20 protein-coding genes and 1 pseudogene are annotated in these 22,095 nt (G+C 68.7%); 15 read left to right on the top strand and 6 right to left on the bottom strand.

What is annotated here, in order from left to right; translation table 11 throughout:
• Positions 1-106: 106 nt before the first annotated feature.
• From PO768_RS18930 to PO768_RS18900, 7 genes and pseudogenes are all read left to right on the top strand, one after another.
• Positions 107-1,857 (top strand): annotated as a pseudogene (locus PO768_RS18930) (MFS transporter).
• Positions 1,858-1,930: 73 nt separating this feature from the next.
• Positions 1,931-2,977, top strand: a complete 1,047-nt coding sequence (locus PO768_RS18925; protein WP_272647289.1) for a LacI family DNA-binding transcriptional regulator — start codon at positions 1,931-1,933, stop codon at positions 2,975-2,977.
• 211 nt (positions 2,978-3,188) lie between these two features.
• Complete coding sequence (locus PO768_RS18920; protein ID WP_272647288.1) at positions 3,189-5,465, top strand: TonB-dependent receptor; 2,277 nt, start codon at positions 3,189-3,191, stop codon at positions 5,463-5,465.
• A gap of 11 nt (positions 5,466-5,476) precedes the next feature.
• Positions 5,477-6,457: a PfkB family carbohydrate kinase gene (locus PO768_RS18915; RefSeq protein WP_272647287.1), complete on the top strand. Its 981-nt coding sequence runs from the start codon at positions 5,477-5,479 to the stop codon at positions 6,455-6,457.
• Positions 6,454-7,782 carry an MFS transporter gene (locus PO768_RS18910; RefSeq protein WP_262970516.1) on the top strand — a complete coding sequence of 443 codons (1,329 nt, stop codon included), beginning with the start codon at positions 6,454-6,456 and terminating at the stop codon, positions 7,780-7,782. Before PO768_RS18915 ends, PO768_RS18910 begins: the two co-directional genes overlap by 4 nt.
• Positions 7,779-9,272, top strand: a complete 1,494-nt coding sequence (gene gtfA, locus PO768_RS18905; RefSeq protein WP_272647286.1) for a sucrose phosphorylase — start codon at positions 7,779-7,781, stop codon at positions 9,270-9,272. The genes PO768_RS18910 and gtfA overlap by 4 nt, the downstream gene beginning before the upstream one ends.
• 62 nt (positions 9,273-9,334) lie before the next feature.
• Entirely contained in the window at positions 9,335-9,490 is a 156-nt protein-coding gene (locus tag PO768_RS18900) for a hypothetical protein (RefSeq protein ID WP_171018177.1), read from the top strand.
• Positions 9,491-9,506: 16 nt separating this feature from the next.
• On the opposite strand, the gene PO768_RS18895 is transcribed toward PO768_RS18900, so the two are convergent.
• The gene (locus tag PO768_RS18895; RefSeq protein ID WP_262970517.1) at positions 9,507-11,078 is read right to left on the bottom strand and encodes a sensor histidine kinase; all 1,572 of its coding nucleotides are present in this window, start codon (positions 11,076-11,078) and stop codon (positions 9,507-9,509) included.
• A 104-nt stretch (positions 11,079-11,182) separates the two neighbouring features.
• Positions 11,183-11,653, bottom strand: a complete 471-nt coding sequence (locus PO768_RS18890) for an Lrp/AsnC family transcriptional regulator (RefSeq protein ID WP_272647285.1) — start codon at positions 11,651-11,653, stop codon at positions 11,183-11,185.
• Positions 11,654-11,740: 87 nt separating this feature from the next.
• Between PO768_RS18890 and PO768_RS18885 the strand changes: the two genes are divergently transcribed.
• Positions 11,741-12,388: a LysE family translocator gene (locus tag PO768_RS18885; RefSeq protein ID WP_272647284.1), complete on the top strand. Its 648-nt coding sequence runs from the start codon at positions 11,741-11,743 to the stop codon at positions 12,386-12,388.
• On the opposite strand, the gene PO768_RS18880 is transcribed toward PO768_RS18885, so the two are convergent.
• Positions 12,375-13,187 carry a class I SAM-dependent methyltransferase gene (locus tag PO768_RS18880; RefSeq protein ID WP_272647283.1) on the bottom strand — a complete coding sequence of 271 codons (813 nt, stop codon included), beginning with the start codon at positions 13,185-13,187 and terminating at the stop codon, positions 12,375-12,377. The two genes, PO768_RS18885 and PO768_RS18880, sit on opposite strands and share 14 nt — an antisense overlap.
• 187 nt (positions 13,188-13,374) lie before the next feature.
• On the opposite strand from PO768_RS18880, the gene PO768_RS18875 reads away from it, so the two are divergent.
• Positions 13,375-13,914: an OsmC family protein gene (locus PO768_RS18875; protein WP_272647282.1), complete on the top strand. Its 540-nt coding sequence runs from the start codon at positions 13,375-13,377 to the stop codon at positions 13,912-13,914.
• Positions 13,915-13,922: 8 nt separating this feature from the next.
• The gene (locus PO768_RS18870; protein ID WP_272647281.1) at positions 13,923-14,891 is read left to right on the top strand and encodes an AraC family transcriptional regulator; all 969 of its coding nucleotides are present in this window, start codon (positions 13,923-13,925) and stop codon (positions 14,889-14,891) included.
• A 31-nt stretch (positions 14,892-14,922) separates the two neighbouring features.
• Here PO768_RS18870 and PO768_RS18865 read toward each other — a convergent pair whose 3' ends face one another.
• The 3 genes from PO768_RS18865 to PO768_RS18855 all read right to left on the bottom strand — a co-directional run bounded on the left by PO768_RS18865 (position 14,923) and on the right by PO768_RS18855 (position 16,905).
• Entirely contained in the window at positions 14,923-15,270 is a 348-nt protein-coding gene (locus PO768_RS18865) for a hypothetical protein (protein ID WP_272647280.1), read from the bottom strand.
• Between the two features lie 128 nt (positions 15,271-15,398).
• A complete protein-coding gene (locus tag PO768_RS18860; protein WP_272647279.1) occupies positions 15,399-15,770 on the bottom strand; it encodes a hypothetical protein in 372 nt (123 codons plus the stop codon).
• Positions 15,771-15,861: 91 nt separating this feature from the next.
• Positions 15,862-16,905, bottom strand: a complete 1,044-nt coding sequence (locus tag PO768_RS18855; RefSeq protein ID WP_272647278.1) for a GGDEF domain-containing protein — start codon at positions 16,903-16,905, stop codon at positions 15,862-15,864.
• A 199-nt stretch (positions 16,906-17,104) separates the two neighbouring features.
• On the opposite strand from PO768_RS18855, the gene PO768_RS18850 reads away from it, so the two are divergent.
• The 5 genes from PO768_RS18850 to PO768_RS18830 all read left to right on the top strand — a co-directional run.
• Positions 17,105-18,316 (top strand): NAD(P)H-dependent flavin oxidoreductase, encoded by a 1,212-nt coding sequence (locus PO768_RS18850; protein WP_272647277.1) that lies wholly within the window; start codon positions 17,105-17,107, stop codon positions 18,314-18,316.
• A 238-nt stretch (positions 18,317-18,554) separates the two neighbouring features.
• Positions 18,555-19,280: a DUF4198 domain-containing protein gene (locus PO768_RS18845; RefSeq protein ID WP_137942070.1), complete on the top strand. Its 726-nt coding sequence runs from the start codon at positions 18,555-18,557 to the stop codon at positions 19,278-19,280.
• 91 nt (positions 19,281-19,371) lie between these two features.
• On the top strand, positions 19,372-21,537 hold the full coding sequence (locus PO768_RS18840; protein WP_272647276.1) for a TonB-dependent siderophore receptor: 2,166 nt from the start codon (positions 19,372-19,374) through the stop codon (positions 21,535-21,537).
• Positions 21,538-21,541: 4 nt separating this feature from the next.
• Complete coding sequence (locus PO768_RS18835) at positions 21,542-21,841, top strand: hypothetical protein (RefSeq protein WP_272647275.1); 300 nt, start codon at positions 21,542-21,544, stop codon at positions 21,839-21,841.
• A 19-nt stretch (positions 21,842-21,860) separates the two neighbouring features.
• A partial coding sequence (locus PO768_RS18830) for a PepSY domain-containing protein (RefSeq protein WP_272647274.1) occupies positions 21,861-22,095 on the top strand: 235 nt, incomplete at its 3' end.

Below are 22,095 nucleotides of genomic sequence, written 5' to 3'. Positions count from 1 at the left end.
CAGCCAGCGTTCAGCGCCGCGTCAGACGAGGGTCAGAGCCGGCTCCGATAGTCGCGCCATGGATCACCGGTCGGTGGTCCTTCGCAACATATCGGAGACAAGCATCATGGCCACTGCAAGCGCAGTATCGACCGCCAAGACACCGATGACCCGGGAGGAGAAGAAGGTCATCTTCGCCTCCTCACTGGGCACGGTGTTCGAGTGGTACGACTTCTATCTCTATGGCTCGCTGGCGGCCATCATCGCCAAGCAGTTCTTCTCGGGCCTGGATCCGCAGGCGGCCTTCATCGCCTCGCTGATGGCCTTTGCCGCTGGCTTCATCGTGCGCCCCTTCGGCGCGCTGGTGTTCGGCCGGCTCGGCGACATGATCGGCCGCAAGTACACCTTCCTGGTGACCATCCTGATCATGGGCCTGTCGACCTTCATCGTCGGCATCCTGCCCACCTACGCCACCATCGGCGTGGCCGCCCCGGTGATCCTGGTCATCCTGCGCATGCTGCAAGGCCTGGCGCTCGGTGGTGAGTACGGTGGTGCCGCCACCTATGTGGCCGAGCATGCGCCGCAGGGCAAGCGTGGCGCCTACACCTCCTGGATCCAGACCACCGCGACCCTGGGCCTGTTCCTGTCGCTGATGGTGATCCTGGGCACCCGCACCCTGATCGGCGAAGAAGCCTTTGCCGACTGGGGCTGGCGCGTGCCCTTCATCCTCTCGGTCGTGATGCTGGCCATCAGNCCTTTGCCGACTGGGGCTGGCGCGTGCCCTTCATCCTCTCGGTCGTGATGCTGGCCATCAGCGTCTGGATCCGCCTGTCGATGAACGAGTCGCCGGCCTTCCAGAAGATGAAGTCCGAGGGCAAGACCTCGAAGGCGCCGCTGTCCGAGTCCTTCGGCCAGTGGAAGAACCTGAAGATCGTGCTGCTGGCGCTGTTCGGCCTGGTCGCCGGCCAGGGCGTGGTCTGGTATTCGGGCCAGTTCTATGCGCTGTTCTTCCTGACCAGCGTGCTGAAGGTGGACGGCTCGACGGCCAATGTGATGGTGGCGGTCTCGCTGATCATCGGCACGCCGTTCTTCCTGCTGTTCGGCACGCTGTCTGACAAGATCGGCCGCAAGCCCATCATCATGGCCGGCCTGCTGCTGGCCATCGTGACCTACTTCCCGCTGTTCAAGGCGCTGACCGCCGCCGCCAACCCCGATCTGGCCCGCGCCCAGGCGACGGCCCAGATCGTCGTGACGGTGGATCCGGCCGCCTGCTCCTTCCAGGGCAGCCCGGTCGCCAAGGAAGTGGACTTCGCCAGCTCCTGCGACATCGCCAAGCGTGCGCTGGCACAGTCGGCCGCCAGCTACGAGACGGTTGCAGGCCCGGCCGGCACCGTCGCCAGCATCAAGATCGGCGACAAGGTCGTCAGCTCGCTGAACGCCACCCGCACCGCCGACGGCTACAGCTTCGACGACGCCAGCAAGAAGAACATCGCCGCCTTCAAGAAGGAATTGGCCGATGCGCTGAAGGCCGCCGGCTACCCGCCCAAGGCCGATCCGGCCAAGGTCAACAAGCCGCTGGTCGTGGCGATCCTGACCATTCTGGTGATCTATGTGACCATGGTCTACGGCCCGATCGCGGCGATGCTGGTCGAGATGTTCCCGACCCGCATCCGCTACACCTCGATGAGCCTGCCGTACCACATCGGCAACGGCTGGTTCGGCGGCATGCTGCCCTCGATCACCTTCGCGATGGTGGCGCAGAACGGCAATATCTATCACGGCCTCTGGTACCCGATCGTGATCGCCGGCATGAGCTTCGTGATCGGCATGATCTTCGTCAAGGAGACCAAGGACGTGGACATCTACGCCCGCGACTGAGACGGTCTGACCGTCTGAAGTGAGGAGCGGCCTGCGGGCCGCTCTTTTTTTTGCTGCGGCACAATCCCCGCCCATGTCCGAGCGCCCTTCAAAGAAAGCAAACAGCCCGGCCGAACAGCGCCGCCTGCAGATGGCCGATATTGCGCGGCTGGCCGGTGTCTCGGTCTCGACCGTGTCGCGCGCGCTCAACGGCAGTTCGCTGGTCAATGACGAGACGCGCACGCGCGTGGCGGAGCTCGCGCGCTCGCTGAACTACTCGATCAATCTGGGCGCGCAGAACCTGCGGCTGCAGAAGAACCGCACGGTGGCGGTGGTCCTGCCTTACGAGGCCAGCTCGCGCCAGCACATTTCCGACCCCTTCTTCCTCGCCCTGATCGGCAGCATTGCCGACGCGCTGACCGACCAGGGCTACGACATGCTGCTGTCGCGCGTCGATGCCGAGCACCTGGATCTGGCCGCGCAGTTCTACGATTCCGGCAAGGCCATCGCGGTGCTGATGATCGGCCAGTGGCGTCACCACGATCAGCTCAACGCGCTGGCCGCACGCCAACTGCCGCTGGTGGTGTGGGGTGGGGCGCTGCCGCAGCAGCTGTACTGCAGCGTCGGCGGCGACAACCGCGCCGGGGGTCTGCAGGCGACCCGCCACCTGCTGGGTCTGGGCCGGCGGCGGCTGGCCTTCCTCGGCGATGCACAACTGCCCGAGGTCTGGTTGCGCCGCGAGGGCCATCACCAGGCGCTGGCCGAGGCCGGCCTGAGCCCCGATGCCGCGCTGGAGCTGGCGCTGCCCTTCGAGCCGGTCGGCGCTCGCGCGGTGCTGGAGCGCTGGCTGCCACAGATGCCGGACGTGGATGCGGTGCTCGCCTGCAGCGACCTGCTCGCGCTGCAGGCGATTCAGGTGCTGCGCGCCCAGGGCCGGCGCGTGCCCGAGGACGTGGCCGTGGTCGGCTATGACGACATGCCGCTGGCCGCCTACTGCGAGCCGCCGCTGAGCACCGTGCATCAGCCGGTGGCCGAGGCGGGCGCCGAACTGGTGGCCGCGCTGACGGCGCAGCTGCGTGGCGAACGGGCCAGCTCGCGCACCCTCGCCGTCGAGCTGATCGTGCGCCGTAGCACGGTTTGACCATCGATTGCAATAAGTTCTGAATGACTGGCATTCAATGCCTGATAGTAAGCGTTTCCCCTTGTTTGCAATCGATTGCAATAAAACCAGAATGGTGCCCAACGAGACGGCAACGGTGCATCTGGCCCCAGCATGGCGCGAGCGGCCCGGCGGTCTCGAATAACAACCGGCACAAGGGCACGGGTCCCGGCCGGCACCCCACGGAGACACTATGCACAACGCCCCCATTCCCGCCCGCGCCGCGCCGCGGACCCGCCCGGTGCTGGCCGCCGTCACACTGGCCGTGCTGCAACTGCCGGCCTGGGCCCAGAGCCCGGCGGCCGCCGATGCGCCGCCGGCCGTCGACGGCCTGAAGCTCGATCAGGTCGTGATCACCGGCACCTCGACCCTGCGCAGCAAGATGCAGCAAAGCGTCTCGGTCTCCAGCATGGATGGGGAGCAGTTGCAAAAGAGCGGCGCCACCAACGCCGCCGAACTGCTGCGCGGTGTTCCCGGTCTGCGTGCCGAGTCCAGCGGTGGCGAGGGCAATGCCAATATCACGGTGCGCGGCGTGCCCCTGTCGGCCGGCGGCTCGCGCTATGTGCAGATGCAGGAGGACGGCCTGCCGGTGCTGCTGTTTGGCGACATCGCCTTCGGCACCGCCGACCAATTCCTGCGCGTCGACTACAGCACCGACCGGCTGGAGGTGGTACGCGGCGGCTCGGCCTCGACCCTGGCCTCGAACTCGCCCGGCGGCATCATCAACTTCATCAGCAAGACCGGCGCCGAAGCGGGCGGGGCGATCGGCCTGACGGCCGGTCTGGACACCCGGCTGTGGCGCATCGATGCCGACTACGGCGGCCGCCTCGGCAATGGCACGAGTTTTCATATCGGCGGCTTCCAGCGCGTCGGCGAAGGCGGCCGCCCCAGCGGCCGGACGCTGGAGCAGGGCGGGCAGATCAAGGCCAGCATCACCCAGAAGATCGATGCCGGCTATCTGCGCCTGAGTCTGAAGGCGCTGAACGACCGCACGCCGTCCTTCATGCCGGTGCCGGTGACCGTCAGCAACGGCACTATCCGCACCATCCCCGGCATCGACCCGCGCACGGCCTTCTTCCTCACCGCCAGCCTGCCCAGCGACACCGGCTACAACAAGGATGGCGGCCTCAGCACCAGCCAGACCCGCGACGGACTGCGCGTCAAGAGCCTGGCGCTCGGCTTCGAGGCCGGCCTGGATCTGGGAGGCGGCCTGCGCATCGACGAGAAGTTCCGCACGGCCAGCAACTCGGGCCGCTTCATGGCGCTGTTCCCCGCCGACAACGGCGGCAACGGAGCGGCCGCCTCTTTCACCGGCACCTTGTTCAACAGCGCGCTCGACAACTTCGACAACACCTTCAACGATCTCAAGCTCAGCCAGGTGCTGCAGCTCGGCACGGCCAAGACCACCCTGGTCGGCGGTCTGTTCTATGGCCGCCAGACGGTGGCGCAGACATGGTTCTGGAACCAGTACAAGCTGACGATGGACGGCGAGAACGCCCAGGTGGTGGATGCCAACGGCCAGCCCAGCAGCGCACCGGTGGCACTGGGCTGGTCCACCTGGGGCGGCTGCTGTGTGCGCAACTGGGATGTCGACTACACCGAGACCTCGCCCTATGCGGCGGCCACCGTCGAGCTCGGTGCGCTGATCCTGGACGTCAGCCTGCGGCGCGACGAGCAGAAGGCGCGCGGCTACACGCTGGCCGGCAACAATGTGACGCAGACCTGGGATGAGGCCAGCCGCAAGAACATCCGCTACAAGCTCAGTCATAACGCCTATTCGCTGGGCGCCAACTACGCGATCGGCCGCAATCTGGCCGCCTTCGGCCGCATCAGCAAGGGCGCGGCCTTCAGCGCCGACCGCCTGCTCTATGGCAATCCGCTGGATGGCTCGGTGCCGATCAGCATCAACGAGATCGATCAGTTCGAGGGCGGCATCAAATGGCGTGCCCAGGGTCTGAGCCTGTTCGCGACGCTGTTCAGCGCCCGCACCAAGGAAAGCAACTACGAGCTCACGACGCAGACCTTCAGCGCCAACAAATACGAGGCCAGCGGCCTGGAGCTGGAGGCTGCTTATGCGCAGGGCAATTTCCGCATCAACGGCGGCGCCACCCTGACCGACGCCAAGATCAAGGCCTCCAGCGATGCGGCCGCGGTCGGCCGGCAGCCGCGCCGCCAGGCCCGCTTTGTCTATCAGCTGGCGCCGAGCTACAGCTTCGGCGATCTGGAACTCGGCGCGACCCTGATCGGCTCCGGCAAGTCCTATGGCGATGATGCCAATACCATACGGATGAAGGGCTACACCCTGGTCAATGCCTTCGTGAACTACCAGTTCAACGAGCAGACCCTGCTCTCGGTCTCGGCCAACAATCTCTTCGACAAGCTGGCCTATACCGAGATCGAGGGCGACGGGCATGCCGCGCGGGCCTTCAACGGGCGCACGCTGCGCGCCACACTGAAGTACAGCTTCTGAACGCCGCAGACATGTCCATCCTGACCGCAGACCTGGCCCGCGTGGCTGTCGTTGTCGCCGGCGAAGCGCTGGTGGATGAATTCCACGATCGCCAGGTGGCGGGCGGCGCCCCCTTCAATCTGGCACGTTCGCTGGCCGCCTTGCTGGGCGGGGATCGCGTGCTGCTGCTGACCCGTGTGGGCGCGGGCGATGCCGGTGCCCGGGCCGTCCTCGCCAGCCTGGCGCGCTTCGGCATGGGCCTGGCGGGTGTGCAGCAGGATGCGAGCCGGCCGACCGGCCGGGTCACGGTCAGCGAGACCGAGGGCGGCCACAGCTTTCATATCCATGCGCCCGCGGCCTGGGACTTCATCGAGCCGGCGCCGGCCCTGCTGACGGCGCTGCACGCGCGCTTCTTCTGCTTCGGCACGCTGGCCCTGCGGGGCGAACGCTCGCGCCTGAGCATTCTTGAGCAGGCCCGGACGGTGAGGGCGCTGGGCGGCCTGGTCTATCTGGACCTGAACCTGCGCCGCGGCACCGACACGCCCGAGCTGGCCGCGCTCTCGCTGGCCGGGGCCGATTGGCTCAAGGTCAACGACGAGGAGCTGGATCGCTTGCTGGGCTGGTTTGGCGCGCCGGCCGGGCCGGCCCCGGACCCGCTGGGGCCGGCCGCAGCGCTGGGCGACGCGGTACGCGGCCTGATGCAGCGCTTCGGCCTGCAGCGCCTGATCCTGACCCGGGGCGCGGCCGGCTATGCGGCCTTCGATGCCGAGGGAGGCTTGCTGGCCGAGGGCGCCGGCGTGGCCGTGCCCCGGCTGGCCGACACGGTGGGCGCCGGCGACGGCTTCTCGGCCATGCTGCTGGCGGCCACGCTGAGCGGCCTGCCGCCGGACCGCGCGCTGGCGCTGGCCAACGGCTATGCGGCGGCGCTGTGCGGCCAGCGCGGCCCGATTCCCGATGACGATGCCTTCTTCCTGCCATGGCGGCAGCGCCTGGGCCACGAGGCGTGCGCATGAGCCTCATCAAACCGCGCCTGACGTTCTGGCAGATCGTCAATATGAACATCGGCTTCTTCGGCATCCAGTTCAGCTTCGGTCTGCAGCAGAGCAATATGAGCCCGATCTACCAGTATCTGGGCGCCGACGAGGCCAGCCTGCCGCTGCTGTGGCTGGCCGGGCCGATGACGGGCCTGCTGGTGCAGCCGCTGGTCGGGGCTTTCAGCGACCGCACCGTGACCCGCTGGGGCCGGCGCACACCGTACTTCCTGATCGGTGCGCTGCTGTGCAGCCTGGGCCTGCTGGTGATGCCCTTCAGTCCGACCCTGTGGTTCGCCGCCGGGCTGCTGTGGATACTCGATGCGGCCAACAACGTGACGATGGAGCCTTACCGCGCCTATGTCTCCGACCGCCTGGACCGCAGCCAGCACTCGCTGGGCTTTCTGACGCAGAGCGCCTTCACCGGGCTGGCCCAGACGCTGGCCTATCTGGCGCCGACCCTGCTGGTGCTGCTGGGCATGGACAAGGACGCCCTGGCCGGCAACAACATCCCGCGCATCACCGTGGCGGCCTTCATGATAGGGGCGCTGTTCTCGGTCACGACGGTCTGGTGGTCGGTGCGCACCGTGCCCGAGCTGGCGCTGCCGGCCGAGGAGATCGCGAGGCTGCGCGGCCAGCCGCGCGGCCTGGCTGCGGCGCTGTCCGAGATCTGGGATGCGCTGCGCGAGATGCCGCGGGCCATGCGCCAGCTGTGGTGGATGAAGCTGTTCCAGTGGTACGCGATGATGTGCTACTGGATCTACATCGTGCCCTCGCTGGCGCTGACGATGTTTGGCAGCAGCGACCCGCTGTCGCAGGGCTTTCGCGATGCCGGTCTGCTGAACGGCCAGATCGGCGGCTTCTACAACTTCGTGGCCTTTCTCGCGGCCTTTGCGATGGTGCCGTTCACGCGCCGCTTCGGCCCCAAGCGCGTGCACGCGCTGTGCCTGGTGCTGGCCGGCATCGGGCTGTGGACGATCCCGGAAATCCAGAACCGCTGGCTGCTGCTGCTGCCCATGCTGGGCGTGGGCCTGGCCTGGGCCAGCATCATGGGCAACCCCTATGTGCTGCTGGCCGGCAGCATCCCGCCGGAGCGCGCCGGGGTCTATATGGGCATCTTCAATATGTTCATCGTGATCCCGATGCTGATCCAGATGCTGACGCTGCCGCTGATCTATCGCAGTCTGCTCGCCGGCCAGCCCGACAACGTGATCCGCCTGGCCGGCGCGCTGCTGGTGTGCGCCGCCATCGCGGTGTTGCGCGTGCAGACCTCGCCGGCCGAACCAAAAACCGCTTCAAACCGATGAAAAACCAAGTCCAACTGATTACCTATGTCGACCGCCTCGGCGGCCGGCTTGATGGCCGCGACCTGCAGCGCCTGCGCGCGCTGCTGGCGCCCGGCGGCGCGCTGGGCGGGCTGTTCGGTGGCGTGCACCTGCTGCCCTTCTTCCATGCGATCGACGGCGCCGACGCCGGCTTCGATCCGATCGATCACACCCGGGTCGACCCCCGCCTGGGTGACTGGACCGACATCAAGGCACTGACCGAGGTGATGGACGTGATGGGCGATGTGATCGTCAACCATATGTCCAGCGCCTCGCCGCAGTTCCTCGACTATTCGGCGCGCGGTGATGCCTCACCCTATGCCGGCCTGTTCCTGAGCCTGGATGCGGTGTTCCCGCAGGGCGCCAGCGAGGCGGATCTGCTGGCCGTCTACCGGCCGCGCCCGGGCCTGCCGCTGAGCACGGTCACGCTGCAGAACGGCCAGAAGAAAATCCTCTGGACCACCTTCACCGCGGCCCAGATCGACATTGCCGTGCACCACCCCCAGGGCCGGGCCTACCTGGACAGCATCCTGCAGACCTTTGCCGGCAACGGCGTGCGCATGGTGCGGCTGGATGCGGTCGGCTATGCGATCAAGAAGGCCGGTGCCAGCTGCTTCATGATGCCGCAGACCTTCGACTTCATTGCCGAGTTCGCCGGCCGCGCACGCGCGCTGGGCATCGAGGTGCTGGTCGAGATCCACGCCCACTACCGGCGCCAGATCGAGATCGCCGCCCGGGTCGACTGGGTCTATGACTTCGCGCTGCCGCCGCTGATACTGCATGCCTTCTTCTTCGGCACGGCCGCGCCGCTGCGGCGCTGGATCGCCCTGCGGCCGAGCAATGCGCTGACGGTGCTGGACACGCATGACGGCATCGGCATCATCGACATCGGTGCCGAGGCCGGCGACCGGGAGCGGCAGCCGGGTCTGGTGCCACCGGCGGAGCTGGACGCGCTGGTCGAACGCATCCATCTCAACAGCGGCGGCACCAGCCGCCAGGCCACCGGTGCGGCCGCCTCCAATCTGGACCTCTACCAGGTCAACTGCAGCTACTACGACGCGCTGGGCCGCGACGACACGCGCTACCTGCTGGCCCGCGCGCTGCAGTTCTTCCTGCCCGGTGTGCCGCAGGTCTACTACGTCGGCCTGCTGGCCGGCCACAACGACATGGCGCTGCTGGCGCGCAGCGGGGTCGGGCGCGACATCAACCGCCATCGCTACGATGAGGCCGAGATCGCCGCCGATCTGCAGCGTCCGGTCGTGCTGCGTCTGCTGGCGCTGATACGACTGCGCAACAGCCACCCGGCGTTCGGCGGCAGCTTCGACTGCAGCGGTGACGATCAAGACCTGACCCTGCGCTGGCGTGCCGACGGCGTCCATGAGGCCAGCCTGCATGTCAACTTCCAGACCCTTGAGCACCAGCTGCGCTGCAGCGACGGGCAGGGCGGCTGGCAGCAGTGGCCATGGGACTGAACTCAGCTGGCTGTCAGCAAAGCCCGCAAGAATCGTCTCGTTCATCAACAGAGGATTGAGACATGTGGAAGATCATTGCCGGCTTCGCCGCCTTCGCCGCGCTCGCGCTTTTCATCCTGAGCCAGGGAGGCGACATCGATCTGGGCGGCGAGAAGCACGACATCGGCGCGCACAGCGAGGCGGTAGCCGAGCCGGCCTCGGCCGCCGCTTCGCGCTGAAACGCCTAACCCAGGATCAGGCGCCTTCGACGGCCGCGCGCTGCGGGGCCAGCCGGGGCAGGCGGATCACGGTGCGGGTGCCGGCACCGACCGTGCTGAGAACCTCGATCTGGCCGCCCAGCACATTGGTGACGATGTTGTGCACGATGTGCATGCCCAGGCCCGAGCCGCCGGTGCCCAGCTTGGTCGTGAAGAAGGGGTCGAAGATGCGGCGGCGCACCGACTCGTCCATGCCGACGCCGTCGTCGACCACCAGCAGCTCCACCATCTCGGCGTCCAGCGTGCGGCAGCTGACCTGCACCAGCCCGGTCTCGCGGCCCTCGAAGCCGTGCACCAGCGCGTTCATCAGCAGATTGGTCAGCACCTGGCCGAGCGCGCCCGGATAGGAGTTCATCGCGGCACCCGTGCACAAATCGGTGCGGATCGCATAGGGCGTGTGCTTGAAGCTGGGCTCCACCATCACCAGCACATCCTCGACCACCTGGGCCAGATCGAAGTCGCGGCGCGAGTCGGTGGTCTGGTCGATCGCGACCTGCTTGAAATCGCGCACCAGATCGGCCGCCTTCTGCACATTGCGCTGCAGGATGTCCTGGCCGCGCCGGGTGTCGCGCGCCAGCTCTTCGAGCAGGCTGCGCCGCATCGGCACGCTGTTGCTGAGCATGGCCTCGAGCTTGCCCCAGCGGTCTTCCAGCGCCGAGACCACGGTCAGCGCATTGCCCAGTGGCGTGTTCAGCTCATGCGCGACGCCGGCCACCAAGCGACCAAGCGAGGCCAGCTTCTCCGACTCGACCAGCTCGCGCTGCGCGGTCTTCAGGTTCGCCATCGCCTGGGTCAGCTCGGTATTGGCCGCCGTCAACTCGGCGGTGCGCTGGGCCACCTGGTATTCCAGCGTGCTGGCATGCTGGCGCAGCTCGTCGAAGGCCGCCAGCAGGGCCTGGCGCATGCGCTCCATCGCCTTGCCGACGCGGGCGATCTCGTCGTCGCGGCCCATGTCCAGGGTCTGCTCCAGCGGCTGGTCGAGCTTGCCGGCGGCCAGCTTGGCGGCCGCCTGGCTGAGCCGGTTCATCGGCTGCAGCACGCGGCGCTGCATCACGATCAGGATCAGCGCCAGCGAGAGCGTCAGGGTCAGGCCGCTGCGCAGCAGGCTTTGCAGCATGTCGGCGCGCTTGCGTTCCAGCAGCGGCGCGGCGCTCATCGTCACGGTGATCTGGGCGATCTCGCGGCCGTCGCGCAGCACCGGCCGGGTCTGGCTCAGCGTCAGGCTGCGGTCCGCGACCTCGCGCTGGAATTCGGCAAAAGGCTTGGGCGAGGAGGGCTCGATCACCAGCACCGCGACAAAGCGCGGGTCGTCGACCTGGGCCTTGATCATCGGCTCGGCCAGATCGGGCGAGACCTGCCAGATCGGCTCCGACAACGACAGCGCCAGGATCTCGACCACGCGCGACAGATCGCGCCTGAGGTCCTCCATCGCCTCCCGCCGCGTCGCATTGCTCTCGAACAGCAGCACCGCGCCGGTGGGCACCAGCAGGCCGGCTACCAGGGCCATCACGACGGCATTGCGCAGCGATGACTTGGCCAGGCGTATCAAGGCTGCAGCCTCTCGATGGGCATCAGGACGGCGAGGCCCGGACCACCGGTTGTGCCTGGAGCATGGGCGCGTGACATGGGGCGATTATGTGGGAAACAAGGGGGTCAGGGCTTGCCCTGGGCCGCACAGGGCTGCAGGCCGCGCCGCGGGATCGGTGTGCTCATCACGAGGGCGGTACGGGTCTCGCCGTAGGCGTTGATGCGGGCGATCAGGGCCTCCAGTTCCGCCATGCCGGGCGCGACGACCGTCATCACATAGGAGTCGGCGCCGGTCACATGGTGGCACTCCAGCACCTCGGCCATGGTCCTGAGCTTGGCCAGCAGCTTGGCCTTGGCCGGCTGGGCCGCAGTGATGCCGATGATGGCGCGCACCGCGTAGCCGACGGCCAGCGGGTCCAGCTCGGCATGGATGCCGCTGATCACGCCGGCCTCCTGCAGGCGCCGCAGGCGCTCGGCGGTGGCCGGGATCGACAGGCCGGTCGCGGCCGCCAGCGTCTTCAGCGGCGCGCGGCCATCGGATTGCAAGGCCTGCAGCAGCAGCCAGGCTTTCTCATCGAGTTGCAAGGAAACACCCATGCTGACCTTAAATAATGTCGGTGTCGCCGCGAGTCCGCCTGAATTTGCGGCTTGGTCGTCGCCTGCGCTGATCCTACAGTGCTGGGCATGGACTTCACCAGCACCTTGACCCTTTTTCTCCAGGCCTCGCTGATCGGTCTGGCGATCGCCGCACCGGTCGGCCCGATCGGCCTGCTGACGATTCAGCGCAGCCTGCAGCAGGGCCCGCAGGCCGGCCTGGCCACCGGCCTGGGCGCGGCCGTGGCCGATGCGCTGTATGGCGCGGTGGGCGCCTATGGTGTCGGTGCGGTGATCAACGCGCTGGCGGCGGCACGGCTGCCGCTGGCCCTGGGCGGCGCGGCCTTCCTGCTCTATATGGCCTGGGGGCTGTGGCGTGCGCCGGCGGCGCAGCTGAGCGCCCGGCCCGCCTTGTCGGGCCACAGCCTGTGGCGCTACTTCGCCGGCACGGTGCTGCTGACCCTGTCCAACCCAGCGACCATTTTTTCCTTCATCGCGGTCTTCGGTGCCTTGTCGGCGCGCTCGGCCTCGGCCTCGCCGGGCCTGGTGGTGCTGGGGGTGTTTGTCGGCTCGGCCCTGTGGTGGCTGGCGCTGAGCGCCGGGGTCGGGCGGCTGCGCCAGCGCTTTGACGCGCGCTGGCAGCGCCGCGTGCAGCGCGCCAGCGCGCTGGCGCTGGCCGCCTTCGCGCTGTGGCAGCTCGGTGGCCTGCTCGGCCCGGCCGGGCTCAGCGCCGCGTGATGACGATCTCCAGATAGGCGCTGGGCACCACCAGCGAGTCCGGACCGGCCCGATTCAGGCCGTTCAGCAGCGCGGTGAGGTCCTGTTCGAGCAGCAAAGCCTGCTCGGCCGGCAGGGCCGCAAAGGCCTTATGCACCGGCCCGTACCAGCTGCGGAACACCTCGATGAAGTGGGCGGCAGAGCGGTAGCGGAAGTTGAACAGCCGCGGCGTCACCGCGATGGCTGCGGCCCGCTCGCCGAACAGGGTTTGCAGATGGCTCTCGACGCCCCAGAGCGAGGGTGAGGGCACGCCGGCCGGCGGCGGCAGATGGCGGCCCAGGGTCTTGAAGAGCTGGCCGACAAAGCCCTCGGGCGTCCAGTTGGCCAGGCCGATGCGGCCGCCGGGCCGGCAGACCCGGGCCAGCTCGGCGGCGGCGCGGGCCTGGTCGGGCGCGAACATCACGCCGAAGCTGGACAGCACGGCGTCGAAGCTGCCGTCCTCGAAGGGCAGGGCCTCGGCATCGGCGACCTGGAAGCTCATCTCCAGACGCTCGGCGCGGGCGCGTTCGGCGCCGCGCTCCAGCAGGCCCGGTACATAGTCGGTGGACGTGACCCGGCAGCCGCGCCGCGCCGCCGCCAGGCTGGCATTGCCGTTGCCGGCCGCCACATCGAGCACGCGCTCGTCGCAGCGCAGATCGCAGGCCTCGGCCAGCTGCTCGCCGACGAGTTGCAGGCTGGTGCCGATGACGGCGTAGTCGCCGCTGGCCCAGGCGGTCTGCTGGCGGGCCTTGAGGGCGGCGAGGTCGGGGGTGCTGCTCATGGTGGGGATATCCTGTGATGGTGGCAAGGTGGGGGCCAGTGATCTCTGGCCCTGGTCCCACTGTGGCGGCGCGCCTGCCCGGCCGTCCTGCCCAGGCGTCGCTGTGAACTGTCCCTGCGTCCGGCACCCCCTGTTTGACGACTCGGCGCAGAATGCGGCAGCGCAGCCAGTCCCGAAAGGCAAGCCCATGATCGATCAGCAGTCCGATATGGCGGCGGCCCTGGCGCGTGTGCGTGCGGTGCTGCAGCGCCGCCCCGCGAGCGGCCTGCATGAGGATGCGCCGGCCACTGCGCGCTGGGATGGCGGCTGTCGCGTCACGGCCCGGCATGCCAATGGCACCGAGATCGCCAGCGATATGCCCACCGAGCTCGGCGGCAGCGGCGACCTGATCACGCCGGGCTGGCTGTTCCGCGCCAGCCTGGCCTCCTGTGCCACCACCTCCATCGTGCTGACCGCCGCCAGCGAGGGCGTGGTGCTGACGGCCTTGGAGGTGCGGGCCTGCAGCCGCTCGGACTCGCGCGGCCTGCTGGGCATGAGCGAGGCCGATGGTCGCCCGGTGCCCGGCGGCCCGAGCGCGTTGCGGCTGCAGGTGCGCATTGCCGCGCCGGGCGTGGCGCCGCAGCGGCTGCGTGCGCTGGTGGCGCAGGGCTTGCGCTGCTCGCCGGTGCCCAATGCGGTGCAGCAGGCCACCGGCCTGGCGCTGCAGGTCGACATCGACCCCGCTTGAGCGCCGGCATGGATGCACTCTCGGAGACGCTTCGCATCGTGCGCCTGGTCAGCGCGATCTTTCTGCAGGGGCGTTTCAGCGCGCCCTGGTGCTACCAGTCGCCCAGTGCCGATGCGGCCGCGCCGCTGCTGGAGCCGGGCGCCGAGCGGGTGGTGATCTTTCATCTGATCACCGATGGCGAGTGCCATGTCGAGCTGGGCGATGCACCACCTCTGCATCTGGTAGCCGGCGACGCGGTGCTGTTCACTCAGGGTGATGCGCACCGGATGGCGTCGACACCGGGCCTGCCGCCGGCCCAGGGCGCGCGGCTGGACGAGGTGCTGGCGCGTCGGCCGCGGCGGCTGGCCTATGGCGGCGGCGGGGCGAGGACGCGCCTGGTCTGCGGCTATCTGGCCTGCGATGCCCGGCTGGCGCGGCTGCTGTTGACGGGCCTGCCCCGGGTGCTGCGCGTGCATGTGCGCGGCAGCGAGGCCGGCGACTGGCTGGAGGCCTCGCTGCGCTATGCGCTGGCCCAGGGGCGCTCGCCACAGCCCGGCGCCGAGGGCCTGCTGGCCAAGCTGGCCGAGCTGCTTTTCATCGAGGTGCTGCGTCTGCATATGAACACGCCGGGCGAGGGCCGCAGCGGCTGGCTGGCCGGCATGGGCGATCCGGTCGTCGGCGCGGCCCTGCAGGGCATGCATCAGCAGCCGGCCCGGGCCTGGACCCTGGACGAGCTGGCGCGCCATGCCGGCAGCTCGCGCTCGGTGCTGGCCGAGCGCTTCCAGCGCCTGGTCGGCAGTGCGCCGATGCAGTACCTGACCCAGTGGCGCCTGCTGCTGGCGGCCAATCTGCTGCGCCACAGCAGCGACCAGCTGAGCCGTATTGCCGAGCAGGTCGGCTACCAGACCGACACCGCCCTCAGCCGCGCCTTCCGGCGCGAGTACGGCGCGCCGCCGGCAGCCTGGCGGCGCAGCCAGGGCTTGCCGGCCCGACGCTAGAACGGTCTTGTTGTCGCGCCTGCGGCCGCTGTCAGTCGCCGACAACCAGGCCCAGGCGCCGCATCATCCATTCGGCACCGGCCTCGCGCAGCATCGCCGGCCAGCCGGGATGGACAGACACCAGGCGAATGAAATCGTCCCAGGGGGCGGCGCTGTGCGGCCCCAGGCTCACCAGACGCTCCATGCTGATCCCGCCCGCCGAGAGAAACGCCGGCAGGCTGTCGTAGCCGGTGTGCCGGATCAGGAAGCTGGGCGTCAGAAGTTCCTCAACAGGCACCATGTGCGGCGGATGCCGCGACGCTGGTTCGCCCAGTCGGGCGTTGCGTCTCTGGCCTCGTCCGGCAAACGGTATGACCTTGGCTTGAGGGATGCTCTGCATGGCGGGCCTCGACGCGCTGGCCCGAGCCCGGGGGAGCTCGGCGCATGAAGGCGATGCTGACGCGATGCCTGGCCGGCATCTGTGCGCTGCAGCACAGAACTCCCTCGTGGTGTTCCAGAAACTGGGATTCAGCGCGGTAGCCGGGCGGGCCGGCTGCGCAGAAGAACCAGATCGGAACCTTGCTCGATGGCGTTGACGAGGTATTGCATCGTCAGCTCAAGCTCGTCTTGATTGCACCAGTAGTCGTCGATGGTTCCGTGTTGCGAATAGCGGGAGCGATTGAAGCCCTCTTCGATGTCGTTGTACCAAATGACGCTGGCTCCAATGATGGCGACAACCCAGAATCCACCGCCCTGATCGCCGTAGGGATGCTGCTGCCATTTCACGGGTTCGATGCGTATGGCTTCCCAAAGACGCAATTGAGGCAGGCTCATGCGCGCTTGCCCTTGGACAATTCGCTTGCGCAAAGCGGTCTCGGCGATGGGTTCCCATTCAAGCATGGTGGGGCGCGGTCCGACGATAGCTGGAGCGCCAGTCTACAGGCGAAGACTCGCTATTTCGGTGGTGCTGGCAAGACCTGGCCCCGCCCGCTCAGGCCGCCTTGGCCGCCAGCACCGTCACGCAGTTGCGCCCGCTGCGCTTGGAGGCGTAGAGGGCGCGGTCGGCGCGCTCGAAGAAGTCGTTGGCGCTCTCGCCGCGGGCCAGCTGGGTGACGCCTAGCGATAGCGTGACGCGCTCCAGCGGCTCGGCCGCCGGTCCGGCGCCGCGCCGGATGCGGCTGGCGGCGATCTTGCTGCGCAGCTGTTCGGCCAGCTGCTGGGCTTCGAGCAGATTGCTGGCGGGCAGCAGCAGCGCGAATTCCTCGCCGCCGACGCGGGTCACCCAATGCGGCTGCGGCGCCACGCTCTTGAGGCTGTCGGCCACCGCGCGCAGCACCTGGTCGCCGAAGGAGTGGCCGTAGCTGTCGTTGACCTTCTTGAAGAAGTCGATATCGCCCAGCACCAGGCAGGGCGCGGCGGTCTCGGCATGCGCGTGGCTCAGGCACTGCGCCAGCTGCTGCTCGAAGGCGCGGCGGTTGCCCAGGCCGGTCAGCGCGTCGACCAGGGCCTCGCTGCGCGCCTGGCTGACCTCGTGACGCAGCGCGGCGATCTCGGCCTGGTTGGCGTCCAGGCGCTGCTGCAGCTGGGCCATGGCCGCCCGCATCTCGCGCGTGCCGGCCATCAGCGCCTGCAGGAGCTCGGCCTGTTCGTCCTGGGCCGCGTCGAGCAGCTGGCTGCTCCACAGCAGCAGCGACTGGTCGAAGCGCGCGGTCTGGTCGCCAGCATGGGCGGCCGAGCTGGCCATGTTGTCCAGCACCCGGCTCAGGCTGTCACTGACGCGCTGGGCCTCTTGCGCATTGAGCCCCGGCTGGGCCACATGGTGCTGGTACAGCGTGGCGGTCTGGGCCTCGGTCAGCCCCAGGCCGTCACGGGTCTGCTCGGCCAGGGCCTCGGCAAGGCGCGGGTTGCGACCGCTGACGAACTCGTACCAGACCGCATAGCTGTGCGGATGCAGTGCGCTGCGCTGCTTGGTCATCAGGGGCAGGGCCAGGCGCAGGTATTCGGCGCTCTTGGCCACGCTCTCGGGGTATCGCATCGGTGGTCCCTCTTGTCCGTTCGGGCCCTGGCCCGTCTCCACTGCTCCCGGACGGTCTGGCACGCCGCTGTATCGGCAGCGCTGCAAGCCGCTTGAGGCGCTGAATGGACCTGGAACTGTGGGTGGGCTGACTTTTGTCAACTATGCACGGCCCGCAGGCCCTTAGCGTGGCGCCCTGTCCGCCTCAAGAGTACCCACCATGCCCCAGCTTGATCCGATCACCCCCTTCTTCCACGCGCTGCTGCAGCGCAGCGGCTTGCGGCCGCTGCGCCTGCGCGGCCGCGAGCTGCTGCCCATCGTGCAGGGCGGCATGGGGGTGGGCATCAGCGCCCAGGGCCTGGCCGGCGCGGTGGCGGCGGCCGGTGCCGTAGGCACGCTCAGCTCGGTGGACCTGCGCCGCCACCACCCCGACCTGATGGCGCGCACCGAGGGGCAGCATGCCGGCGCGGCCGCCAAGCAGGCTATCGATGCGGCCAATCTGGAGGCGTTGCGGCGCGAGATCGCCGGCGCCCGTGCGCGCAGCGGCGGGCGCGGTCTGCTGGCGCTGAATGTGATGCGTGCGGTCAGCGCGTACGCGGCCTCGGTGAAGACGGCGCTGGAGGCCGGCATCGATGCGGTGGTGGTGGGGGCGGGTCTGCCGCTGGACCTGCCGGACCTGGCCCAGGACCATCCCGACACCTTGCTGATTCCGATACTCAGCGATGCGCGTGGCGTGCAGCTGATCGTCAAGAAATGGGAACGCAAGAAGCGCCTGCCCGATGCCATCGTGATCGAGCATCCGCGCCTGGCCGGCGGCCATCTGGGCGCGGCCCGGGTGGCGGATCTGAACGATCCGCGCTTCGACTTCGAGCGCGCCATTCCCGAGTGCCTGGCCTTCTTCGAGAAAGCCGGCCTGGCCGGCCAGATCCCGCTGATCGCGGCCGGCGGCGTGCGCAGCCATGCCAACATCCGGCGCCTGCAGGGCCTGGGCGCGGCCGGCGTGCAGCTGGGCACACCCTTCGCGGTCACCCAGGAGTGCGACGCCCATCCCGGGTTCAAGCGCGTGCTGGCCGAGGCCGGCGAGGACGAGATGCTGGAGTTCACCAGCGTGGCCGGCCTGCCGGCGCGCGCGGTCGCCACGCCCTGGCTGAAGAACTATCTGCGCGCCGAGCCGCGCCTGCAGGTGGTGGCTCATGCCAAGAGCCGCTGCACCAAGGCCTTCGACTGCCTGGCCCAATGCGGGCTGCGCGACGGGCTGCCGGGCTGGGGCCAGTTCTGCATCGACAACCAGTTGGCCGCCGCACTGCGTGGCGACCTGGCCAAGGGCTTGTTCTTCCGCGGCGTCGGCGCGCTGCCCTTCGGCCGGGAGATCCGCTCGGTGGGCGAGTTGCTGCAGCGCTTGCTCGGGCCGGGGCGGCCGGCTGCAGCCTGATGGCAACGCCAGCCCCACGCCGATTGTGATTTCTGTCCTCGCGCTTTACAATAATAATCATTCGCATTTGCGCGAATAAACCCATGCCCGCCGACCCGGCTGCCGAGCGCAGCCCGGGCTCGTGCCCGCCAGCCGCCGTGTTCACGGCCCGCCAGCTCTCCCGGATGCCCGCCCATGCCGCCCCTGCCCATCGCAGGCCGGCCGGGCCCTGTCTTTCGTAATCGAGGAGTCCTCACCGATGTTGAGCATCAACAAGCGCAAGGCCTTGCTGGCCACCGTCCTGCTGGCCGCTGCCGCCGGCGCCCAGGCCCACCAGATCTGGATCGAGCAGGACGCCGCCGGCGCCCGCCTGTATCTGGGCGAGTTTGCCGACAATCTGCGCGAGACCTCGCCGGGCATGCTGGACAAATTCGTTCAGCCCACCGCCAGCCTGATCACTGCCAAGGGCGAGCAGCCGGCCGCGCTGAGCAAGCAGGCCAACGGCTTTGCGATCGCTGCCCGGGCCATCCCCGGCGAGTCGCTGATCGCGCAGGAGCTGGCTTATCCATCCTGGGAGCGCAAGCAGGGTGACAAGATCGAGCGCCATGTCTGGGTGCCGGCGGCCCGCTGGGTCGGCGACTTCGCGGCCCGCGCCCCCCAACTGACCCTGGACCTGGTGCCGACCGGCCAGCCGGGCCAGTTCCAGGTCTTCTACAAGGGCCAGCCGCTGCCCGAGGCCAAGGTCGAGGTGGTGGCCGCGTCGGGCTGGTCGCGCGAGGTGCAGGCCGACAAGAGCGGCGTGCTGAGCGTCGGTCTGCCGTGGAAGAGCGCCTACGCGCTGGAGGCCAAGCACACCGACAAGGGCGGCGTCGAGCGCGCCGGCCAGAAATTCGATGTCGGCGTCTATGTGACCACGCTGAGCTTCAGCCTGCCTCAGGGCCTGGAGTCGCCGCCGCCACCGCCGGCCGCGACGCCGGCGAAGTAAGCCCACCGACCCTTTGTGCAGCACGCGCCCGCCGGGCGCGCTGGCGCAGCCTTGCCGGCTGCGCGACCGATCTTCCTGAAATCCTGTCCCGATGTCCTACCCTGAACAAAAAAAGAAAACCGTCGTTGTGGCCCTGAGCCTGGCCCTGCTGTCGCTGGGCGCGGCCCGAGCCGCTGATACCGATGCCGATACCGAAGCGGGCCAGGGCGGCCGCAAGCTCGAGAAGGTCGTCGTGAACGGCGCTCGCAAGACCCTGACGGCCGCCACCGGCAAGCTGGGCCTGAGCGCGCGCGAGACGCCGCAGTCGCTCAGCATCATCGACCGCGAGCGCATCGAGCTCGAGTCGCTGACCAGCATCGATGCGGTGCTGCAGAACGTCACCGGCATCAATGTGACCTTCTACGACACGCAGCGCCCGCTCTACTATGCGCGCGGCTTCCAGATCACCGACTTCCAGGTCGACGGCGTGCCGACCTATAGCGGCGGCACCAACCAGGAGTACGACACCGCGCTGTACGAGCGCATCGAGGTCCTGCGCGGCGCCAACGGCCTGCTCAGCGGCGCCGGCAATCCCTCGGCCACGGTCAATATGCTGCGCAAGCGCGCCCAGCGCGGCTTCGAGGCCTCGGTGGCCGCGAGCCTGGGGTCCTGGAACCAGCGCCGCCTGGAGGGCGATCTGAACCTGCCGCTGACGGCCGATGGCCGGGTGCGCAGCCGCTTCGTCCCCGCGCTGCAGCAGCGCGACAGCTTCCGCGACCGCTACAGCGAGCGCAAGACCAGCTATCTGGGCGTGGTCGAGGCCGAGCTGCTGCCCGGCACCACGGTGCAACTCGGCTACCAGAACCCGGACAACGTGCCCGAGGCGCCGATCTGGGGCACGATTCCCCGCTGTGCCGCCGATGGCTCGCTGGCCAGGCTGCCGCGTTCGACCAGCTTCTCGCCGAGCTGGACCCGCTGGTCGCGCCAGTCGGGTACCACCTATGCGACCCTGGATCAGCGCCTGGGCGCCGACTGGACGCTGAAGGCCATCTACAACCGCAGCAAGGGCGACTCGATGAGCCTGCGCACCTATGGCGACGGCTATCCCGATCCGGTCACCGGTGCCGGTCTGCGCCTGCTGGCCGGCGTCGGCGAGAGCAGGGAAACGCGCGACAGCCTGGACATCTATGCCAATGGCCGGTTCGCCTTGTTCGGCCGTCAGCATGAGCTGATGCTGGGCGCGAGCTACTTCAAGACCGAGACGAACACGCCGACGCTCAGCTCGGTGGCCGGCTGGAGCTATGCGATCCCCAATATCTACACCTGGGACGGCTCGGCACCGGCGCCGACCTACGGCCGCACCGGCGCCTCGCGCATCGGCACGACCGAGCAACTGGGCCTGTTCGCGTCGGCGCGCTGGCGGCTGCGCGACGATCTGGCGCTGATCACCGGCGCCAGGCTGAACGACTGGGAAACCCGGACCGACGCCTACAACACCAGCGGCCGCTACACCGCCACCACCGGCGCCTACAAGATCAGCGACGAGGTCACACCCTATATCGGCCTGGTCTACGACCTGAACAGCGAGTTCTCGCTCTACGCCAGCTACACCGACATCTTCAAGCCGCAGAACGCGCGCGACAAGACCGACAACCTGCTGGCGCCAGTGCTGGGCTCCAGCAAGGAGATGGGGATCAAGGCCGAGCTGCTGGACAAGCGCCTGAACCTGTCCTTCGCCGTCTTCGAAGCCCAGCAGGACAACTACGCGGTGCGCGATATGTCGATGCCCGACAGCTTCAAGCTGCCCGACGGCAGCTATCCGCAGATCGGCGTCAACGGCACCAAGAGCCACGGCTTCGAGTTCGATGTGGCCGGCCAGCTGAGCCCGGGCTGGACCCTCAATGCCGGCCTCTCGCAAACCAAGATCACGCGCCACAAGAACGACCTGATCTATGCCAACCTGCCCAAGCACGAGCTGCAGCTGTCCACCAGCTACCGCCTGCCCGGCGCCTGGGAACGCCTGACCGTCGGTGGCGGCCTCAACTGGCAGAGCCAGATCACCGGCTACAGCATCCCGCATCCGACGCTGGGCGCGGTGACGGTGGAGCAGAAGGCCTATGCCCTGGTCAATCTGCATGCCAGCTACCGTCTGAATGACCGGCTGAGCCTGGGCCTGTCGCTGCGCAATGCGCTGGACGAGAGCTACTGGGCCAATCTCGACTACCCCAACTACGGCGACCCGCGCAGCGTGATGCTGACACTGCGCGGTCGCTTCTGAGGCGATGGCCAAGATCGCTGTGGGCTGGCGCTACCGCGTCGGCGTCGCCTCCCGCGCGCTGGCCGCGCTGGGCGGCGGCTATCTGCAGGCCGCCGCGGTCGCGGCCGTCTGCGCCGTCTACCTGCCGGCGCTGGGCATCGCGCGCAGCGAGGCCACGGTCGGCGGCGTGATGCTGGCCTTCATCGCCTATGCCTGCGCCTTCATGACGGCCTTTGCCTGCCGCAGCGCGCTGCGCGCCTGGGCCTGGACCCTGGGCCCGGCCCTGCCACTGGGCGCGGCGGTGCTGCTGCCGCGCTGGCTTTGATGGAATCCGAGGCGATGACATGAGACCCGACGGCGCACGCGAGGGCTTCCGCCAGGCCATGGCGTGGCTGCACACCTGGGCCGGCCTGGTGCTGGGCTGGCTGCTGTTCGCGATTTTTCTGAGCGGCACGCTGGCTTTCTTCAAGCTCGAGCTCAACCACTGGAGCCGGCCCGAGCTGCATGGGCTGGGCCCGGCCCAGGCGCTGGACGCGGCCTCGCTGGCCCGCGCCGAGGCCAGCCTGCACGGGCTGGCGC

The organism is Paucibacter sp. XJ19-41 (genome assembly GCF_028462495.1).
Lineage (GTDB): Bacteria > Pseudomonadota > Gammaproteobacteria > Burkholderiales > Burkholderiaceae_C > Roseateles_E.
The sequence above is the reverse complement of the archived record's forward strand: the minus strand, read 5'-3'. Positions and strand labels throughout refer to the sequence as shown.

Bases quoted from the DNA above. Each gene is read 5' to 3' on its own strand.
- gtfA (WP_272647286.1), top strand. From the start codon at position 7,779: ATGAAAAACCAAGTCCAACTGATTACCTATGTCGACCGCCTCGGCGGC.
- PO768_RS18900 (WP_171018177.1), top strand. From the start codon at position 9,335: ATGTGGAAGATCATTGCCGGCTTCGCCGCCTTCGCCGCGCTCGCGCTT.
- PO768_RS18845 (WP_137942070.1), top strand. From the start codon at position 18,555: ATGTTGAGCATCAACAAGCGCAAGGCCTTGCTGGCCACCGTCCTGCTG.
- PO768_RS18860 (WP_272647279.1), bottom strand. From the start codon at position 15,770: ATGCTTGAATGGGAACCCATCGCCGAGACCGCTTTGCGCAAGCGAATT.
- PO768_RS18910 (WP_262970516.1), top strand. From the start codon at position 6,454: ATGAGCCTCATCAAACCGCGCCTGACGTTCTGGCAGATCGTCAATATG.
- PO768_RS18920 (WP_272647288.1), top strand. From the start codon at position 3,189: ATGCACAACGCCCCCATTCCCGCCCGCGCCGCGCCGCGGACCCGCCCG.
- PO768_RS18850 (WP_272647277.1), top strand. From the start codon at position 17,105: ATGCCCCAGCTTGATCCGATCACCCCCTTCTTCCACGCGCTGCTGCAG.
- PO768_RS18925 (WP_272647289.1), top strand. From the start codon at position 1,931: ATGTCCGAGCGCCCTTCAAAGAAAGCAAACAGCCCGGCCGAACAGCGC.
- PO768_RS18915 (WP_272647287.1), top strand. From the start codon at position 5,477: ATGTCCATCCTGACCGCAGACCTGGCCCGCGTGGCTGTCGTTGTCGCC.
- PO768_RS18880 (WP_272647283.1), bottom strand. From the start codon at position 13,187: ATGAGCAGCACCCCCGACCTCGCCGCCCTCAAGGCCCGCCAGCAGACC.
- PO768_RS18885 (WP_272647284.1), top strand. From the start codon at position 11,741: ATGGACTTCACCAGCACCTTGACCCTTTTTCTCCAGGCCTCGCTGATC.
- PO768_RS18890 (WP_272647285.1), bottom strand. From the start codon at position 11,653: ATGGGTGTTTCCTTGCAACTCGATGAGAAAGCCTGGCTGCTGCTGCAG.
- PO768_RS18855 (WP_272647278.1), bottom strand. From the start codon at position 16,905: ATGCGATACCCCGAGAGCGTGGCCAAGAGCGCCGAATACCTGCGCCTG.
- PO768_RS18835 (WP_272647275.1), top strand. From the start codon at position 21,542: ATGGCCAAGATCGCTGTGGGCTGGCGCTACCGCGTCGGCGTCGCCTCC.
- PO768_RS18840 (WP_272647276.1), top strand. From the start codon at position 19,372: ATGTCCTACCCTGAACAAAAAAAGAAAACCGTCGTTGTGGCCCTGAGC.
- PO768_RS18870 (WP_272647281.1), top strand. From the start codon at position 13,923: ATGGATGCACTCTCGGAGACGCTTCGCATCGTGCGCCTGGTCAGCGCG.
- PO768_RS18875 (WP_272647282.1), top strand. From the start codon at position 13,375: ATGATCGATCAGCAGTCCGATATGGCGGCGGCCCTGGCGCGTGTGCGT.
- PO768_RS18865 (WP_272647280.1), bottom strand. From the start codon at position 15,270: ATGCAGAGCATCCCTCAAGCCAAGGTCATACCGTTTGCCGGACGAGGC.